Genomic DNA, 17,381 nt, shown 5'->3' with positions numbered 1-17,381 from the left:
AGGGGCCGGTGCACCGCTCTCCAGCGGTGCACCGGCCCCTCGTCGTCCCCACGTCCCGGGCCTGCCGGGCGCCGGCGGCTACTCGGTCTTGATCGCCGTCAGCATGTTGAGCTTCGCGGCGCTGCGGGCGGGCCACAGCGAGGCGAGGACACCCACCAGACAGGCGAGCAGCAGGAAGATGCCGAGCCGGTCCCACGGGATGACCAGCGCGTAGCCGGGGATGTCGGCGGACAGGGTCCGGCCGATCGCCCAGCCGAGGAAGACCCCGAGGCCGACCCCGATCACCGCGCCGAAGAGCGAGATGACGACGGCCTCCAGACGGATCATCCGCTTGACGCGGCCCCGGTCGAGGCCGATCGCACGGAGCATGCCGATCTCCTGCTGCCGCTCGAACACCGACATCGCGAGGGTGTTGACGACCCCGAGGACCGCGATCAGCAGGGCCATGGCGAGCAGCCCGTACATGATGTTCAGGGCGGTGTTGATGAAGCCGCCGAACATGTCACGGATGTCCTGCCGGTCCATGACGCTCATCGCCGGGTTGTCGCCGAGCGCGTCCACGATCGACTGCTCGTTGGCCTTGCTCGCGCCACCGTCGGCCTTGATCCAGATCTCGCGGATGTCGGGGCGGGAAGACGCGCTGTGCTCGTCAGCGAGTTCCTTCGGGATGAGGAAGGGCGAGAGGAACTCGTTCTCCTCGTAGAGCGCCCCGATGGTCACCTTCCCCTTCTTCTCGTCGTCGAACGTCACCGGGAGCGTGTCGCCGGTCTTCCAGCCGTGGGTCTTGGCGGTCTTGGAGCCGACCGCGACCTGTCCGTCCTCCAGCGAGCCGAGCGAACCGGAGACGGTCGTCAGCGAGAAGACCTTCTCCACGTCTCCCGGGGTGACGCCGGAGGCCGAGTAGCCCCCACCGTCGACCTCGAACCAGGTCGCCTGCTGCGGTGAGAGCGCCGAGACGCCGTCGGCCTTCGCCAGGGCCTTGAGCGCGGACTCGTCGAGCGCGTCGCCGCTGGCCATCGAGACCATGTAGTCGGCCTTGATGTTGTCCGTGGTCATCTTGTCGATGGCCTGGCCGAGGGTGACGCCGAGCACCGAGATGCCGGTGACCAGGGTCAGCCCGATGGCCAGCGCGGAGGCGGTGGCTCCGGTACGCCGCGGGTTGCGGACCGCGTTCTGCGAGGCCAGCTTTCCGGAGACGCCGAACAGCTTCTTCAGCAGCGGCCGGACCAGCGCGATGACCGGGCGGGAGAGCAGCGGGATCAGGATGATGACGCCGATCAGGGCGAAGAACGCGCCGCCCGCGACCAGCTGCCTGCCGGACGTGCCGCCGGCCGCGGCGCCGCCGACGATCCCCGCGGCGCCGAGGAGGGCGATCACGCCGCCGATGGAGTTCCGTACGACCAGGGACTTGGTGGAGGCGGTGGCGTGCACGCTGCTCATCGCGGCCACCGGGGCGATCTTCGCGGCCCGGCGGGCGGGCAGCCAGGCGGCCAGCACGGTGATCAGGACGCCCACCGCGAAGGCGGAGAGGACGGCGGTCGGCGAGACGACCAGCGGCCCGGCGGGGATCTTGCCGCCCAGGAGGCCCATCGCGGAGCGCAGCCCGGTGGCGAGGCCGAGACCGAGGGCGAAGCCGATGACGGAGGCGAGCGTGCCGACGACGGCCGCTTCCAGCAGCACCGAACGCTTGATCTGACGGCGAGTGGCTCCGATGGCCCGCATCAGGGCCAGCTCACGGGTGCGCTGGGCGATCAGCATGGTGAAGGTGTTGGCGATGAGGAAGATGCCGACGAACAGCGCGATGCCCGCGAAGGCCAGCAGCATGGAGTTGAGGCTGGAGAGTCCGCTCTCGATGTCCTTCGCCTGCCGGTCCGCCAGCGCCTTGCCGGTCTGCGCGGTGGCGTCCTTCGGCAGCAGGGGCTTGATGGCGTCCAGCAGCTTCTGGTCGGAGACGCCGCCCGAGGCGGAGACGGTGACGTTCTGGAAGACGCTGGGCTTCAGGTAGAGCTTCTGGGCGGTCGGGGTGTCGAACAGCACGAGGCTGCCGCCCGCGTTGACCGCGCCGTCCTCGGTGGTGAAGATCCCCGAGAGGGTGTACTCCTTCACCGGGCCGTTGGTCGCGACCCGCACGGGGTCGCCGACACGGTACTCGCCCTTGCTCGCGGTGTCCTTGTCGAGCGCGACCGCGCCGTTCTCCGCCGGGCCGGAGCCGTCGGTGAAGACGTAGCTCGCGTCCTTGCCGTCCTTGCCGGGGGCGAAGTTCGCGCCGGTGTTGGACCAGCCGTTGCCGATCAGCTTGCCGTCCGGGTCGGCGACCCCGGCGAAGCCGTTGACCCGGCCGGTGGCGGAGGCCACGCCGTCCAGGCCCCGGATCTTCTCCAGGGTGGCCTCGTCGATGCCGGGGGTCTTCTCGTCGTTGCCGGCGTACGTCTCCACGGAGACGGCGACGTTGTCGTAACTCTTGGCGGACTGCTTGCTGAAGGCGTTGCCGAGGGTGTCGGTGAAGACCAGGGTGCCGGAGACGAACGCTACGCCGAGCATGACGGCGAGCACGGTCATCAGCAGCCTGGCCTTGTGCGCGAGCACATTGCGCAGGGCGGTACGGAACATGTCTGTGTGTCCTGGGATGGGTTCCGGAAGGGGGGCGGGGACGCGCGGGGGCGGCGGCCGGGGTGGTGCGGCGGGCACCCGCGTCAGCCGGTGCGGCGGCCGTGTCGGCCGGCCGCCGACGGCGTCAGCTCGTGCGGCCCTTCGCGTCGAACGCCTTCATCCGGTCGAGGACCCCGTCGGCGGTCGGGTGCATCATCTGGTCGACGACCGCGCCGTCCGCGAGGAAGATGACCCGGTCCGCGTAGGAGGCGGCGACCGGGTCGTGCGTCACCATCACCACGGTCTGGCCCAGCTCGCGCACCGAGTTGCGCAGGAAGCCGAGGACCTCGGCGCCGGAGCGGGAGTCCAGGTTTCCGGTCGGCTCGTCACCGAAGATGATCTCGGGCTGCGAGGCCAGGGCGCGGGCCACGGCGACACGCTGCTGCTGACCGCCGGAGAGCTCGGTCGGGCGGTGCTTCAGCCGCTCCGAGAGCCCGACCATGTCGATCACCTTCTGGAGCCACGCGGCGTCCGGCTTCCGGCCCGCGATGTCCATCGGCAGGGTGATGTTCTCCAGCGCGGTGAGCGTCGGCAGCAGGTTGAACGCCTGGAAGATGAAGCCGATCTTGTCCCGGCGCAACTGCGTGAGCTGCTTGTCCTTCAGGGTGGAGAGCTCGGTCTCGCCGATGCGCACCGAACCGCTGCTGAAACTGTCGAGGCCGGCGACGCAGTGCATCAGCGTCGACTTGCCGGAGCCCGAGGGGCCCATGATCGCGGTGAACTCGCCCTGCGGGAAGTCCACGGTCACCCGGTCCAGGGCGACGACCTGCGTCTCGCCCTCGCCGTAGACCTTCGACAGCTCCGTGGCGCGGGCAGCCACCGCGGTGGCGCGGTGAACGGTGGGGGTGGTGGTCACAGGGACGCTCCTGGTTCGGGTGATGCGGACGGCATGGGCCGTGCTGAGGCGGGCGCTGACGCCATGCCTCGGGGACTTACTCCATCGTCACGTCCCGATCGGCCCCGGTCGTCCCTCCCGATGCCCGTTCCCGTGGCCGTCTTGAGTCGCATCGAGGGCGTGGATCCATCCTCCTCGGGTATGACACCGACCCTGACCGGAGTCGTGGCGACCGCTCCGTGGTCACCCACGGTGAGTGCGCGGGGCCGCGAGCGGGGAGCGGCCCCGGCGGCGGGCCGGGCCTCCCGGAGCTGTGCCGGACCCGGGGCGCGAGCGGTGGGGGAGCGGTGCCGGACCCGAGGGTGGCGGAGGCCCTGGCGAAGCCTGGCGCGGAGCTGGCGCGTTGGGCCGTACGAGTGCGGCGACTTTCCGTCATTCCCGCGCGGTGCGCGGACCGCTCATGATCGGCCGCAGGCGTGCGGTCAGCCCGGCCAGCTGTCCTGACGGTCCCTCAAGCGGTCAATAAAATAAGACAACATCGCGCCACTGTTCCGCTGATCGAGGGACGTCCCCGGATAGGGTCGGTAGCCAGACGCGGAGCCGCGCGGCACGCCCGGATGGTGGAACGTAGACACGGCGAGCTTAAACCTCGCTGCCCCTCGGGGGCGTGCCGGTTCGAGTCCGGCTCCGGGCACCATGCGCCGCACCGTGCGTGACCCGGACGGCCCAGACCGTGACCGGCGTCCGGTTCTGTGAGCCCGGCCACCCGCGTGTCCCGTGATCCCGGCCTCGTACGACCGTCCTCCCGGGCTCCCGGAGGGCCCCGCCGCAGGCCGCCGCAAAGATCCTCCCCTGGCACTAGGGTGATTCTTTTGCCTACCCATTACCCTTGTGGCAAGGCCACGCAGTGTGGCCATGGAGGAGTGAGATGAGGAGCAGCAACCCGGTCTTCTCGCGACGGGGGTTCAGCCGCGACAACGGCCACGCGGGCTTCAACGCGACGCCGCAGGCCGGGGCCCCCGCAACGGGTGCCAACCCGTACGCGCAGGGCACCGCCGCCAACCCGTACGCCACCAACCCCTACGCGCAGACGGACATCCAGGGCGCCCCGCAGGCACCCGCCCGTCCCGACGTGATGACCATCGACGACGTGGTGACGCGTACGGCGATGACGCTCGGCACCGTGATCGTCGCCGCGACCGCCGCCTGGTGGACGCTGCCGGTCGACAAGGAGAACGTCGGCACGGCGATCGGCGTCGCCATCGGCGCCGCGATCATCGGCTTCGTGCTGTCGCTGGTGAACTCGTTCAAGCGCCGGCCCTCGCCGCCGCTGATCCTGACGTACGCGGCGTTCGAGGGTGTCTTCCTCGGCGTCATCAGCAACATCGTCAGCGTCTACTGGGCTCCCGGCGCCGCGATGCAGGCGGTGATCGGCACCATGGCGGTCTTCGCCGGTGTGCTGATCGCCTACCGCACCGGACTGATCCGGGTCACGCGCCGCTTCTACGGCTTCGTGATGGCGGCGGCCATCGGCTTCATGCTGCTGATGATGGTCAACCTCCTGTTCGCCGTGTTCGGCGGCGGTGACGGCCTCGGCTTCCGCAGCGGCGCGCTCGGCGTCGTCTTCGGCATCGTGGCCATCGTCATCGGCGCGTGCATCCTCGCCCTGAACTTCAAGCAGGTCGAGGACGGCATCGCGTACGGCGCCCCGCGCGAGGAGTCCTGGCTGGCGGCCTTCGGCCTCACCGTGACCCTGGTGTGGATCTACATCGAGATGCTGCGCCTGGTCGCGATTCTCAGCGGCGACGACTGACCGACCGCGGAGCACACGCGGCACCCGCAGTACGTGCGAGACCGGAACGGCCCGCAGGCATCGCGCCTGCGGGCCGTTCCGCGTTCCGTGCCCCGGGGCGTTGGCAGCCGTGCGGGAGGGCCGCGTAAGGTCGGCCGGGTGCTCGATACGACGCCCCTCATCCTGGCCGTGGACCGTTTCGCCGACCGGCTGCGCGCGGCCCCGCAGAGCCGCCTCCAGCGCGGTGCGGCCGCCGAGGCGCTGGCCGCGGCCCGTGAACTCGGCGCCCGGGCCCAGCGCCTGGAGAACCCGGACGCCGAGCCGCGGGAGATGCCGGACGCCGGGATGTTCGCCGTGGGCGACCAACTCGCCGTCGCCGGGCGGGACCTGGCCGTGGCACTGGAAACGGCCCCGTCCCAGGAGCTGGACGAGGCCGTGCGGTATGTCGGGGAAGCGGCGGCGCGGGCCTTCGCGTGAGCGGCCCGCGCCCGGCGGACCGGGGTGGTACGGAGCGGACCCCGGTCAGAACGAGGCGATGACGCGGTCGGCGAGGATGTACACGTTGTCCTCGCCGCAGGAGAAGGTCAGCGCGTAGGCGCCCGAGACGCCCGAGCCGCCCAGCAGCACCGGCTGCCGGCCCGCACGCAGGGCGTCGGCGAGGCGCTCCGCGGTCTCGCGGTGACCGGGGGTCATGCAGAGCGTGGTGCCGTCGGCGAAGACGTACACGTCGAGCGTGCCCAGCGGGCCGGGCCGCACGTCGGTCAGCTCGGTCGCGGTACCGGCCAGCTCGTCGAGCCGGTTCACGGTGCGCTCGTGGTCGGTGACCACCGGCGCCTGTACGGGGGTGAAGTCCGGGTGCGAGGGGTGGCGGCGGCGGGCGGCGGCCAGCTCGGGGGAGTCCTCGGGGAACTCGGTGATCTCCGGAAGGTCGGTCAGCTCGCCGATCTCGTGCTCCGCGAGGGTCCGCTCGCTCAGCTCCGCGAGCTCCTCCATCGCCTCGGCCGCTTCGAGGTCCATCGACTCCAGACCGGCGAAGTCGGCCTGCCGGGGCAGGTAGTACGGGGCGTCGTCGCCGAGGCCGGACAGGCCGCCCAGCAAGGACGGGGCGTCGGCGGCGTCACGGGCTTCCTGGGCGGCCCAGAAGGCGCGCGCCTCGGCCAGCTCGCGCTCGCGCTCCTCGGCGAGCGCATCGGCGACCGCCGCGCGTATCTCCTCGGCGGGAGTGGCCGTACTGCGGCTCTGTGGTGGCACGGAAGCGTGGAGAGCGTGGCCGGCGGCCAGCTCCGTGCGCAGCGCCGCGACCTGCTTGCGCAGCCCGTGAGCGGCGTGCAGTGCGGCGGCGCCGACGGCCGTGGCAGCGGCGGTGGTCAGCAACAGGGCAAACGACATGGCGCTCACTGACATACTCCCGGTTTCTATCGATACCCCCGACTTCCTACATCAGCTTGGCCTGTACCGGTACGTGCTGTCAGTGCATTACGTCACGAAATGGACAGGTCTTTCGGTCCGACGTTTAGCCCCATATCGGCGGTGACCTGCGAAAACGACTCTCCCCCGGGACGCACATCACATCCTGGGGGAGATTCGGTCACGGTCGGGGCTCGGCGGGGTTCGAAACCCCCGCCACGCGGGAGGCCCGGGGCCTCAGCTCAGCCGCTCGATCACCATCGCCATGCCCTGGCCGCCGCCCACGCACATCGTCTCCAGGCCCCACTGCTTGTCGTGGAACTGGAGGCTGTTGATCAGCGTGCCGGTGATGCGGGCGCCGGTCATGCCGAAGGGGTGGCCGACGGCGATCGCGCCGCCGTTGACGTTGACCTTGTCCAGCGGCAGGCCGAGGTCCCGGTAGGAGGGGATGACCTGGGCGGCGAACGCCTCGTTGATCTCGGCGAGGTCGATGTCGTCGATGGTCAGGCCCGCCCGCTTCAGCGCCTGCTTGCTGGCCTCGACCGGGCCGTACCCCATGATCTCGGGCGAGAGGCCGGACACGCCGGTGGAGACGATCCGGGCCAGCGGGGTCAGGCCCAGCTCGCGCGCCTTGGTGTCGGACATGATCACCAGCGCCGCGGCGCCGTCGTTGAGCGGGCAGCAGTTGCCCGCCGTGACCAGGCCGTCGGGGCGGAAGACCGGCTTCAGGCCCTGCACACCCTCCATGGTGACGCCCGCGCGCGGGCCGTCGTCCTTGGCGACCACGGTGCCGTCGGGGGTGGTGACCGGGGTGATCTCCCGCTCCCAGAAGCCGTTCTTCAGGGCTTCCTCGGCGAGGTTCTGCGACCGTACGCCGAACTCGTCCATCTCCTGGCGGGTGACGCCCTTGGACCGGGCCAGGTTCTCCGCGGTCTGTCCCATCGAGATGTACGCGTCCGGCACGAGGCCGTCCTCGCGCGGGTCGTGCCAGTTCGCGCCGGACTCCTCGGCGCGGGCGGCGGTGCGGGCCTCGGCCTCGGCGAACAGCGGGTTGTGCGTGTCCGGCAGGCTGTCGGAGTTGCCCTTGGTGAAGCGGGACACCATCTCGACACCGGCCGAGATGAAGACGTCGCCCTCGCCCGCCTTGATCGCGTGCAGCGCCATCCGGCTGGTCTGCAGAGAGGAGGAGCAGTAGCGGGTGACCGTGCAGCCGGGAAGGTGGTCCATGCCCATCTGTACGGCGATGATGCGGCCGAGGTTGTTGCCCTGCTCGCCGCCGGGCAGGCCGCAGCCCAGCATCAGGTCGTCGATGTCCTTCGGGTCCAGCTCGGGGACCTTGGCCAGCGCGGTCTGGATGATCGTGGCGGTCAGGTCGTCCGCGCGCAGGTCCTTCAGGGACCCCTTGAAGGCGCGGCCGATCGGTGAACGGGTGGCAGAGACGATCACGGCTTCGGGCATCACGCGGCTCCAAGGGGCTGGAAGGCTGTGTGGACGGGCGGACTCCTCTGGAAGTTACCCGGACGTATCGCCGGGGTCACCCGGCAGGCCGTGTGATGCGGGACTCTTTTCTAAGCGCTTGCTCAGGAGTCCTGCCGGTGTCCGGCCGGTGTCCTGCCGGGCGCGCTGTCGGCGTCCTCCTGAACGTACGCCGAGTGGCGGCGCCTCACGCGTGCCCGTGAGCGGTGTCCGGGTGCGGATGCGGGGTGGGTTCCGTGGCGGCGGGCAGGCGCCGCCGCCGACGGTGCTTGAGGAGGGCCCAGGGAGCACGCGCCCCCGTGACCTCCGTACCGGCCTCCCGGGCCGCCTGGGAGGCGGCCTTCGCCACCGGGAGGATGTCCTCGCGTCGCGCGCCGTCCAGCCGGTCGGTCTCCGGCCACAGGCCCAGCACCGCGCACAGGGTGGGCAGCACCGCCATGGCGGCCGTGGCATAGCCCTCGGCGGAAGGGTGGTAGTTGTCCGGGCCGAACAGCTCGCGCGGGTTCGCCGCGAACTCGGGGCCCAGCAGGTCGCCCAGCGACACCGTGCGCCCGCCCTGCTCCACCGCGCCGATCGTCTGCGCGGCCGCCAGCTGCCGGCTCACCCGCCGGGCCAGCCAGCGCAACGGCTGGTAGACCGGCTCGATCGTGCCCAGGTCCGGGCAGGTGCCGACGACCACCTCCGCCCCCGCCGTCCGCAGCCTGCGCACCGCCGTCGTCAGACAGCGCACCGACTGGGTCGCGGGCATCCGGTGCGTGACGTCGTTCGCCCCGATCATGATCACGCAGACGTCCGGTACGCGGGCGGGGTCCGCCAGCAGCAGCGACACCTGCCGCTCCAGATCGTCCGACCGGGCCCCCGGCAGGGCCACGTTCCGCAGGTCAACCGGCCGCTCGGCCACCGCGGCGAGCCCCGAGGCCAGCAGCGCGCCCGGGGTCTGCCCGGCCCGCCGCACCCCCTGGCCGGCGGCCGTCGAGTCCCCGAGCATCCCGAGCCGCATCGCGTCGTTCGGCCCGGCGAACGCCACCCCGTACCGCCCGTCCGCGCTCGGCGGGACCGGAGCCGTCCCGCCGCCCACCTGCCTCTTCGCGAGCTGGACCTCCGCCAGGAACACGCCCACGGCCGCCGCACCGATCAACCCGATGCTGCCACCGCCGTAGGCCGCGCCCGCCGCGATCCGCCGTGCCACCCTTGCTCTCGACACAGTCCGGTCCACCTCCTCCTCGCCGTACAGCCGTACACGTACCTACTTGCCCCGCCGGGGGCTCGGTGTACTCCTTCCCGTACGCGGAGTGCGTCCCGTACGCATACTCTGGGCCGGACCATCTCGGAGATCCCGGAGTACACGGTGCAATTTCACGATTCGATGATCAGTCTTGTCGGCAACACCCCGCTGGTGAGGCTGCGCAACGTCACGGCAGGTATCCAGGCGACGGTCCTGGCCAAGGTCGAGTACTTCAACCCCGGCGGGTCGGTGAAGGACCGCATCGCGCTGCGCATGATCGAGGCGGCCGAACAGAGCGGCGAGCTGAAGCCCGGCGGCACGATCGTCGAGCCGACCAGCGGCAACACCGGAGTCGGGCTCGCCATCGTGGCCCAGCAGAAGGGCTACAAGTGCATCTTCGTCTGCCCGGACAAGGTCTCCACGGACAAGATCAACGTGCTGCGCGCGTACGGCGCGGAGGTCGTCGTCTGCCCCACCGCCGTTGACCCCGAGCACCCGGACTCGTACTACAACGTCTCCGACCGGCTGGTCACCGAGACGCCGGGCGCCTGGAAGCCCGACCAGTACTCCAACCCGAACAACCCTCGCTCGCACTACGAGACCACCGGTCCCGAACTGTGGGAGCAGACGGAGGGGAAGATCACCCACTTCGTCACGGGCGTCGGCACCGGCGGCACGATCAGTGGCACCGGGCGCTACCTCAAGGAGGTCAGCGAAGGCGCGGTCCAGGTCATCGGCGCGGACCCGGAGGGCTCGGTCTACTCCGGCGGCTCCGGGCGGCCGTACCTGGTCGAGGGCGTCGGCGAGGACTTCTGGCCGAGTGCGTACGACCGCACCGTCACCGACGAGATCGTCGCGGTGTCCGACAAGGACTCCTTCCAGATGACGCGGCGGCTCGCCAAGGAGGAGGGGCTGCTCGTCGGCGGCTCCTGCGGCATGGCGGTCGTCGGGGCCCTGGAGGTCGCCAGGCGGCTCGGCCCCGAGGACGTCGTCGTGGTGCTGCTCCCCGACAGCGGGCGCGGCTACCTGAGCAAGATTTTCAACGACGAGTGGATGGCCGACTACGGCTTCCTGGAGAGCACCGGCGCCTCCGCCAACGTCGGCGCTGTCCTGGACTTCAAGGAGGGCCCGATGCCCTCCCTCGTCCACATGCACCCGGAGGAGACGGTCGGCGAGGCCATCGAGGTGCTCCGCGAGTACGGCGTCTCCCAGATGCCGATCGTGAAGCCGGGCGCCGGCCACCCGGACGTGATGGCCGCCGAGGTCATCGGATCCGTCGTGGAACGGCAGCTGCTGGACGCGCTGTTCACCCAGCGCGCCTCGCTGACCGACCCGCTGGAGAAGCACATGTCGGCTCCGCTGCCGCAGGTCGGCTCCGGCGAACCGGTCGAGGACCTGATGGCCGTGCTCAGCGGCGCGGGCGGCTCCGACGCGGCGATCGTGCTCGTCGAGGGCAAGCCCAAGGGCGTGGTGAGCAGGCAGGACCTGCTGGCGTTCCTCGCCAAGGACGCGGGCACGGCGAAGGCCTGACGGCCCGGCAGCGGGTACAGCGAAGGCCTGACGGCCCGGCGGCCGGGGTTTTCCGGCCCGGCCGCCGGGGCCCGGCCGAGGTCCGGCGGGCCGGAAGCGGGCCCCGGACCCGGCCCGGCGGCCGGGCCTTCGCGCAAACGGTACGAGCGCGTCACGTCCGCGCAGCACCCGCTTAACACGGCTCAGGCACCTTGGTGGGTGTCGGCAGGGAAACCCGCCGGCACCCAGAACGGCGACACCGGACTACGGAGCGGCTCCCGGACCTCCACCGTCGCCCGGACGCGGGCAACCGGCCCTGACCCGGACCGCGTCCCTCGCGGGGACCGCCGTCGTCCCGCCCCCCGGGCGACCGGGGGTGCGGCGGTCCCCGCGACATACACGGGCCACTTCGTGCGGCGCTCAGTCCCTCCAGTCGGACCGCGCGCGTTCCTCCCGGCGGCGGAACAGACCGCCGCCCCGCGCCGCCTGGAACGCGTTGACGCCGACGATGCCGAGCCAGGCCACGACCAGTCCTTCGATCCCGGCGTTCGCGACGCCGATCGCGGACAGCGGGACGGCCAGGACCAGCGAGACGATCCCCAGGCCGTGCCGCTCCCCGAAGCTCCACGCCTCCACCGGACGGGCTCCCCGGGCGACGGACATCTGCTGCTCGGCGAGCTGACGGCGGACCCGGCGGTCGAGCGTGGTGTCGAGCCGCTGCTCGACCTTCTCCAGGAACGAGTCGATGAGCGCGGTCTCGTACTCCGCACCCAGCTCGCCGCGGGCCTGGAGGGTGGCGGCGAGCTCCTTCTTGAGCTCGTGGTCACGGGCTTCCATGCCGACCACGGTACGGAGCCGGGCCCCCGCCGGCAGTAGGGCTAGCCCCCAGGTTCCGTGGGGCTAACCCCCCTGTCGACCACTCCCGCCCCGGCCTCCGAGCCGCCCCGCCCCACCCCCTGCATATGGACATACAGCGACCTTCCTGGCTGAATAGAACGGTCGGCGCCGGTCGCGGCGCGACGGATCCAGCAAGGGGACGGACAGCATGAGTGGGAGCAGCCCCGCCGCACGGTTGCAGCGGCTCTTCGAGGGCCACCGGCTCACGCCCACCCAGCGGCGCATCGCGCACTGCATGGTCCGCCGGGCCGCCGACGCGCCGTTCCTCTCCAGCGTCGAGCTGGCCGAGCTGGCCGGGGTCAGCCAGCCCTCCGTCACCCGCTTCGCCGTCGCCCTCGGCTTCGACGGCTATCCGGCGCTGCGCAGGCACCTGCGCGAGGTCGCGCCCGCCGACGGGGAGCAGGAGGACGCGGGGGAGACGTACAACGAGTACCAGCAGGCCGTCCGCGTCGAGATCGAGAACCTCCAGCACCTCTGTGACGTGCTCGCCGACCCCGCGCCCGTCGAGCGGGCCGGGCGGCTGCTCGCCGGCTCCCGGCCACTGCCGGTGCTGGGGCTGCGCGCCGCCTCCTCGCAGGCGCGCGGCTTCGGCTACTTCGCCGCCAAGGTGCACCCCGACGTCCGGGTCCTCGACGAGGGCGGCAGCATGCTGCCCGACCGGATCGACTCCGCCCGCCGGGCCGGGGCCACCGCCCTGATGTGCTTCGCGCTGCCGCGCCACTCCAAGGAGAGCGTGGACGCGCTCGCGTACGCCCGGGACCAGGGGCTGACCGTGGTGACGGTCGCCGACTCCGCCTTCGCGCCCGTCGCCAAGCACAGCGATCTGCTGCTCCCGGCGGCGATCGGCTCCGGGCTCTCCTTCGACACCGTCTGCGCGCCGATGCTGCTCGGCCGGGTGCTGCTGGAGGCGATGTGCGACGGGCTCCCCGACGCGCAGGCCCGGCTGGAGGAGTTCGACGCCCGGGCGGCGGCGCGCGGCCTGTTCGTGGAGTGAGAGCCCCCGCGCCCGGCATTTCCGCGGATTCTCAGGCATCGCTCATCTCCGGCGGTTAATCTCCGCGCCCAGAAGCACCGCGGGCAACGCGGCGCCAGGAAGAGATGAGGTACGGACGTGGGACGCGGAGGGCAGTCACTGGCGCGAGTGGCCGTGACCGTACGGGCCGGGGCGGCGCCCCTGTGGTGGGCGGGCCTGGTGGCCGCGGCGGCCGGGGCGTTCGTTCCGGGCCTGACCGGGCGTCGGATCGGGCTGCTGGCCGGCGCGGCGCTCTTCATCGTCACCGCCGCCGTGGTGGCCCTGGCGCGCGGCAAGCGGTACGCGGAACTCGCCCGGAGCGCCTCGCGCGCCGGGCGGGGCGACTTCCTCCAGGACCGGGCCGTGACCGTCCGGAGGTGGCGGCGCGGGCGCAGGTGGTGGCTGCTGGGGGCGTTCGTCGTCGCGGTGGCGTCCTCGTTCGCGCTGCCGGGGGCCGGCGGGCTGCTGCTCGCCGGCGTGGGGGCGGGAATGTGGCTGAAGTCCGTACGGCTCGGACAGCGCGAGCGCCGTGAGGACGTCCTGTACTGGGTGCGCACCGACTGGACCGGGCGCGGTGGCCCGGTGGGCAAGCGGGTGAAGGCGTACCGGACGACGGGGCCGGAGGCGGGGGACGCCGCGCCGGGCGGAGCGCGGCGTCGCCGCCGACGGTGAGGTCGGACCTTTCGGGGGCCGGACCGAAGACCTCGCAGAGGTCGGACCTCAATGTGTCCGGTGGGTTCAGACCTCCAGGTCCGACTCGATCTTCTTCAGCTGGTGACGGGCCATCGCCAGGTTCGCCCGGCTCGCGTCCAGCACCAGGTAGAGGAACAGGCCGGTGTTTCCACGGGTCTTGAGCAGTCGGATCAGGTGGTACTGGGTGCCGAGCGTGATCAGGATGTCCTCGATCTCGTCCTTGATGCCCAGGTGCTCCATGGTGCGGAGCTTGGCGCGGACCACGTCGGTGTTGCCCGCGGCGGCGACCTCCAGGTTGAAGTCCTTGCCGCCGCCGAGCGTGCCCAGGGCCATCCCGCTCGTGTAGTCGACGAGGGCGACACCCGTGGTGCCCTCGATCGAGCTCATCGCTTCCTTCAGTGCCGCTTCGGTGTTCGCCATGAAAGCTCGTTTCCTTTCCCTGGCCGGTCGTGGTGACCGGATCCGTTTCTGTGGTGGCTTCTGTGCTGGTCGGTGCGCGGGCTTCTGCGTGATGGCGGGAGTCCCGGTGGTGGTGACGGGTGCGGGTGGGGGAGCGGGGCCGTCTACGTGGGGCGTTGCGGCAGGGCGTGGCTCCCGGGCGTGGCGGCGGGGGGAGGGGGAGCGGGGCGGGCGACGGTGGCGGGGCGCTCCGTGCGTTCCAGTGCGGCGTCGACCAGTTCGCCGATACGGGTGCCCGCGCGGCGGCCCTCCAGATGGAGCCGGCCGACGTTGATGCGGTCCTCGGCCAGCAGGGTCAGGACGGCGGAGGAGCCCGCGGCGTAGCTGGCGATGTAGCCGTTGCCGCCGCGGACCAGCAGTTCGCGGAAGCCGCCCCGCCCGGTGGCTTCGGTCATCCGGACGGAGACGCCGAGGGCGGCCGCGGTGAGGGCGGCGACGCCCTCCGCCTCGATGCCCGGGATGTCGTGGGCCAGGACCAGCCCGTCGGCGGAGGCGGCCAGCGCCCCGGAGAGCATCGGGACCCGGGCGCGTAACCGCTGGAGCTCGTCGAGGACCTCACGGACTTCGGCCTCGGGCACCATCAGCTGTCTCCTCCCGGCACGCTGTCTGAGCGCGCGTATCACAGGGCCTCCAATGCGTCTCGGAGCCGGCGCAGCAGGGCGGTATCGGGGTCGGCCGTCACCTCGGGGAGCGTGATCCGGCCGGGTGCGGAGGGGGCCGACAGGGGCTGGGCGCGGACCGCCCCGACCAGACCGGCCGCCGACAGCCGCCGCAGGTCGACCAGGATGTGGAACGCCGAACGGCCCAGCGTCCGTGCGATGTCCGAGGCCGTGCGGGCCCCGTCGGCCAGCTCCAGGAGCCGGCGCTGCCGGGCCGGGACCGGGGCGTCGGACGGACGCGCCGCCGTCCGCAGCAGCGGCGCGCTGTCGCAGGCGGGATCGGGCCAGATCCGGTCCAGGAACTCCCGTCTGCGCAGCGTCTCGCGCTCCACGGCCGCCACCGGGACGGGCCGCACCGGGCCGATCCAGTGCGCCACCCCGTAGCGGAAGCGGGCGGGCGTCCCGGTCGGCGCGAGCGCGAAGAACGCGGCGTCGTACAGCGCGCCGAGGTGGCACAACTCCAGTGCGCCGCTCGGCACATGACCGCTGTCCACGAGATAGCGGCCGACCCGGCGGTGCGCCCCGGCCTGCGCCACGGCGTCCCACCAGCCCTCGTGCCGCAGGGTCCCGCCGGTGGTGAGCAGGACGTCGATGCCGGGGGTGGCGGGGCTCTCGGCGTGCACCACCTGGCCGTCGGCGAGGTAGAGCGTGCCGCGGTCGCGCATCAGGGCGCCGGTGGCGCGCTCGTCGGCGAGGCGCCGGAGCATCGGGGAGACCACCGGGAGCCGGTCCGTACCGGGGGCGTCAGGGTCGGCGGGGTCGGCGGTTATCGCGCTCATGCCAGCACCAGGCGCTCGGCCAGCTCGCCGAGCCGCAGCCGGGCGAGCGCGAGATTGCCCTCGGAGCGGTCCAGCCACAGATGCAGGAAGACGCTGCTGTCGAAGGCCGTCTCGACGAACCGGAGCAGGTGGTACCCGCCGTGGGCGGTGACGATGACGTCCTCGACGGGAGTGCTCGGCGCTTGTCCGGGGGGCTGTGCGCCGCCGCCCGGGGCGAGGTGGGCGAAGGCGGGCTGCTCGGCGGCCATCCGGGCGACCTCCGCCGTCTCGGCGGCGGTCGCCTCGTGGTCGCCGTTGGGGGACTCCCCGATGGTGCCGAGGGCGAGACCGCTCGTCCAGTCGACCACCGCGGCGCCCCGGGCACCGGGCAGCCTCATGACTTCGAGCAGGCACTCGTCGATTCCGGGCACGCGGATTCCCTTCCCGACGTGGCGTACGGCTGTAACGCAGAGGCTACGCATCGTGCTCGCGGCCGGCGGAGGTTCTGGCATTTTCCCTTGGTACATGCGGCCCGCGGTGTAAAGGAGCGGCCGGAACGCGGTGGCGGCGCCCCGTCAGGCGCCCGGGGCGCCCGACTTCTCGCGGGCCGTCATCACCGCCTTGTTGAGCGCCCACAGCCCGATCCCGATCAGCAGCAGGATCCCGGCCCGGACGTACACGTCGGAGCCCCGGTCGGCGAGAGGGCTCGCCAGGATCAGCGAGGTGAGCGCGCCGAGCACCGGGAGCGCCGTCGGCGTACGGAAATGGTGATGGTCCACCCGGTCCTTGCGGAGCACCAGCACGGCGATGTTGACGACGGCGAAGACGCAGAGCAGCAGGAACGAGGTGGTGTCGCCGAGCCCCTCGATCTCGCCGGTGGAGACCAGGCCGATGGCCAGGGCGGAGACGAAGACGATGCCGACCCAGGGGGTGCGCCGACCCGCCAGCACCTTGCCCATCGCGGGCGGCAGGATGCGCTCGTTGGCCATGCCGTAGCAGAGCCGCGAGGCCATCATGATGTTGATCAGCGCGGAGTTGGTGACGGCGAACAGGGCGATCAGCGCGAAGAGTTTTGGCGGGAAATCGACGCCCCCGGCCTTCACCACCTCCAGCAGCGGGCCGCTGGAGCCCGCCAGGGTGCGGGTGTCGACCAGGAGCGAGGAGACCAGGGCGACCAGGACGTAGACGGTGCCGGTGATGCCCACCCCGATGAAGATCGCGCGGGGGAAGGCACGGACGGGGTCCTTGGTCTCCTCGGCCATGTTGACCGAGTCCTCGAAACCTACGAAAGCGAAGAAGCCCAGGGCGGTGGCGCCGAGCACCCCGGTGAGCAGGGCGTACCCGGTGCCGCCGGTCTCGATCTGGGTCAGCCGCGAGGGCTCGCCCTCGCCGCTGAACACGGCGTACGCGCCGATCGCGAGGATCACCGCGAGACCGCTGACCTCGACCAGGGTCAGGACGACGTTCGCCTTCACCGACTCGGCGACCCCGCGGAGGTTGATCGCGGCGAGGGCGAGGACGAACAGGACCGCGATCAGGGTCGGCGGCACCGCGTCGGTGAACTCCCCCAGGTAGTCGCCGCTGAACGCCCGCGCCGCCGCGCTCGCCGAGGAGAGGCCCGAGCACATCACCATGAAGGCGACGACGAAGGTCAGGAAGGGGACCTTGAACGCCTTCTGGGTGTAGAGCGCGGCCCCGGCCGCCTTCGGGTACTTGCCGACGAGTTCCACGTACGAGGCCGCCGTCAGCAGGGCGACGGCGAAACCGATCGCGAACGGCAGCCACAGCGCGCCGCCGACCTTGCCCGCCACGTTCCCGGTGGTCGCGTAGATGCCGGTGCCCAGGATGTCGCCGATGACGAAGAGGATCAGCAGCTTGGTGCCGAGGGCGCGCTTGAGCGGTGGCGACCCTCCGGGGTTCGTGGGATCGCCGGTCGTGGGGGATTCGGCAGTGCTCATCGACGCCTCCGGTCCGTGCCGCGCATCACTGGCAGAACCTGTTCCCGGTCGC

At 71.8% G+C, this 17,381-nt stretch carries 16 protein-coding genes and 1 tRNA gene; 6 read left to right on the top strand and 11 right to left on the bottom strand.

Annotated elements, in window-relative coordinates; translation table 11 throughout:
- Nucleotides 1–78: 78 nt before the first annotated feature.
- A complete protein-coding gene (locus PSQ21_RS12410) occupies nucleotides 79–2,610 on the bottom strand; it encodes an ABC transporter permease (RefSeq protein WP_274030548.1) in 2,532 nt (843 codons plus the stop codon).
- 124 nt (nucleotides 2,611–2,734) lie between these two features.
- On the bottom strand, nucleotides 2,735–3,505 hold the full coding sequence (locus PSQ21_RS12405; protein WP_215107609.1) for an ABC transporter ATP-binding protein: 771 nt from the start codon (nucleotides 3,503–3,505) through the stop codon (nucleotides 2,735–2,737).
- Between the two features lie 590 nt (nucleotides 3,506–4,095).
- Between PSQ21_RS12405 and PSQ21_RS12400 the strand changes: the two genes are divergently transcribed.
- From PSQ21_RS12400 to PSQ21_RS12390, 3 genes are all read left to right on the top strand, one after another.
- Nucleotides 4,096–4,181, top strand: a tRNA-Leu gene (locus tag PSQ21_RS12400).
- A 231-nt stretch (nucleotides 4,182–4,412) separates the two neighbouring features.
- Nucleotides 4,413–5,297, top strand: coding sequence for a Bax inhibitor-1/YccA family protein (locus PSQ21_RS12395; RefSeq protein WP_274030547.1), 885 nt, complete (start codon nucleotides 4,413–4,415; stop codon nucleotides 5,295–5,297).
- 138 nt (nucleotides 5,298–5,435) lie between these two features.
- On the top strand, nucleotides 5,436–5,753 hold the full coding sequence (locus PSQ21_RS12390; protein ID WP_274030546.1) for a hypothetical protein: 318 nt from the start codon (nucleotides 5,436–5,438) through the stop codon (nucleotides 5,751–5,753).
- 45 nt (nucleotides 5,754–5,798) lie between these two features.
- Here PSQ21_RS12390 and PSQ21_RS12385 read toward each other — a convergent pair whose 3' ends face one another.
- From PSQ21_RS12385 to PSQ21_RS12375, 3 genes are all read right to left on the bottom strand, one after another.
- A complete protein-coding gene (locus PSQ21_RS12385) occupies nucleotides 5,799–6,665 on the bottom strand; it encodes a hypothetical protein (RefSeq protein WP_274030545.1) in 867 nt (288 codons plus the stop codon).
- Between the two features lie 255 nt (nucleotides 6,666–6,920).
- Nucleotides 6,921–8,141, bottom strand: coding sequence for an acetyl-CoA C-acetyltransferase (locus tag PSQ21_RS12380; RefSeq protein ID WP_274030544.1), 1,221 nt, complete (start codon nucleotides 8,139–8,141; stop codon nucleotides 6,921–6,923).
- 205 nt (nucleotides 8,142–8,346) lie between these two features.
- A complete protein-coding gene (locus PSQ21_RS12375; RefSeq protein ID WP_274030543.1) occupies nucleotides 8,347–9,348 on the bottom strand; it encodes an SGNH/GDSL hydrolase family protein in 1,002 nt (333 codons plus the stop codon).
- 159 nt (nucleotides 9,349–9,507) lie between these two features.
- Between PSQ21_RS12375 and PSQ21_RS12370 the strand changes: the two genes are divergently transcribed.
- Nucleotides 9,508–10,914, top strand: a complete 1,407-nt coding sequence (locus PSQ21_RS12370) for a cystathionine beta-synthase (protein ID WP_274030542.1) — start codon at nucleotides 9,508–9,510, stop codon at nucleotides 10,912–10,914.
- Between the two features lie 399 nt (nucleotides 10,915–11,313).
- On the opposite strand, the gene PSQ21_RS12365 is transcribed toward PSQ21_RS12370, so the two are convergent.
- On the bottom strand, nucleotides 11,314–11,730 hold the full coding sequence (locus PSQ21_RS12365) for a hypothetical protein (protein WP_274030540.1): 417 nt from the start codon (nucleotides 11,728–11,730) through the stop codon (nucleotides 11,314–11,316).
- 208 nt (nucleotides 11,731–11,938) lie between these two features.
- Between PSQ21_RS12365 and PSQ21_RS12360 the strand changes: the two genes are divergently transcribed.
- Nucleotides 11,939–12,784 (top strand): MurR/RpiR family transcriptional regulator, encoded by an 846-nt coding sequence (locus PSQ21_RS12360; protein ID WP_274030539.1) that lies wholly within the window; start codon nucleotides 11,939–11,941, stop codon nucleotides 12,782–12,784.
- A 147-nt stretch (nucleotides 12,785–12,931) separates the two neighbouring features.
- On the top strand, nucleotides 12,932–13,474 hold the full coding sequence (locus tag PSQ21_RS12355; protein ID WP_274035726.1) for a hypothetical protein: 543 nt from the start codon (nucleotides 12,932–12,934) through the stop codon (nucleotides 13,472–13,474).
- 66 nt (nucleotides 13,475–13,540) lie between these two features.
- Here PSQ21_RS12355 and PSQ21_RS12350 read toward each other — a convergent pair whose 3' ends face one another.
- The 5 genes from PSQ21_RS12350 to PSQ21_RS12330 all read right to left on the bottom strand — a co-directional run bounded on the left by PSQ21_RS12350 (nucleotide 13,541) and on the right by PSQ21_RS12330 (nucleotide 17,329).
- Entirely contained in the window at nucleotides 13,541–13,915 is a 375-nt protein-coding gene (locus PSQ21_RS12350; protein WP_274030538.1) for a hypothetical protein, read from the bottom strand.
- A 143-nt stretch (nucleotides 13,916–14,058) separates the two neighbouring features.
- Nucleotides 14,059–14,535: a roadblock/LC7 domain-containing protein gene (locus PSQ21_RS12345; protein ID WP_274030537.1), complete on the bottom strand. Its 477-nt coding sequence runs from the start codon at nucleotides 14,533–14,535 to the stop codon at nucleotides 14,059–14,061.
- 38 nt (nucleotides 14,536–14,573) lie between these two features.
- A complete protein-coding gene (locus tag PSQ21_RS12340) occupies nucleotides 14,574–15,383 on the bottom strand; it encodes a transcriptional regulator (RefSeq protein WP_397990528.1) in 810 nt (269 codons plus the stop codon).
- Nucleotides 15,384–15,388: 5 nt separating this feature from the next.
- The gene (locus PSQ21_RS12335; protein WP_274030535.1) at nucleotides 15,389–15,802 is read right to left on the bottom strand and encodes a hypothetical protein; all 414 of its coding nucleotides are present in this window, start codon (nucleotides 15,800–15,802) and stop codon (nucleotides 15,389–15,391) included.
- Nucleotides 15,803–15,946: 144 nt separating this feature from the next.
- Nucleotides 15,947–17,329, bottom strand: coding sequence for an APC family permease (locus PSQ21_RS12330; RefSeq protein WP_274030534.1), 1,383 nt, complete (start codon nucleotides 17,327–17,329; stop codon nucleotides 15,947–15,949).
- Nucleotides 17,330–17,381 lie beyond the last annotated feature (52 nt).

The sequence above is a fragment of the Streptomyces sp. MMBL 11-1 genome, assembly GCF_028622875.1.
In the GTDB taxonomy this organism is placed as follows: Bacteria; Actinomycetota; Actinomycetes; order Streptomycetales; family Streptomycetaceae; genus Streptomyces.
Note: the sequence above shows the minus strand (reverse complement) of the source record. Positions and strands in the feature narration are given on the sequence as shown.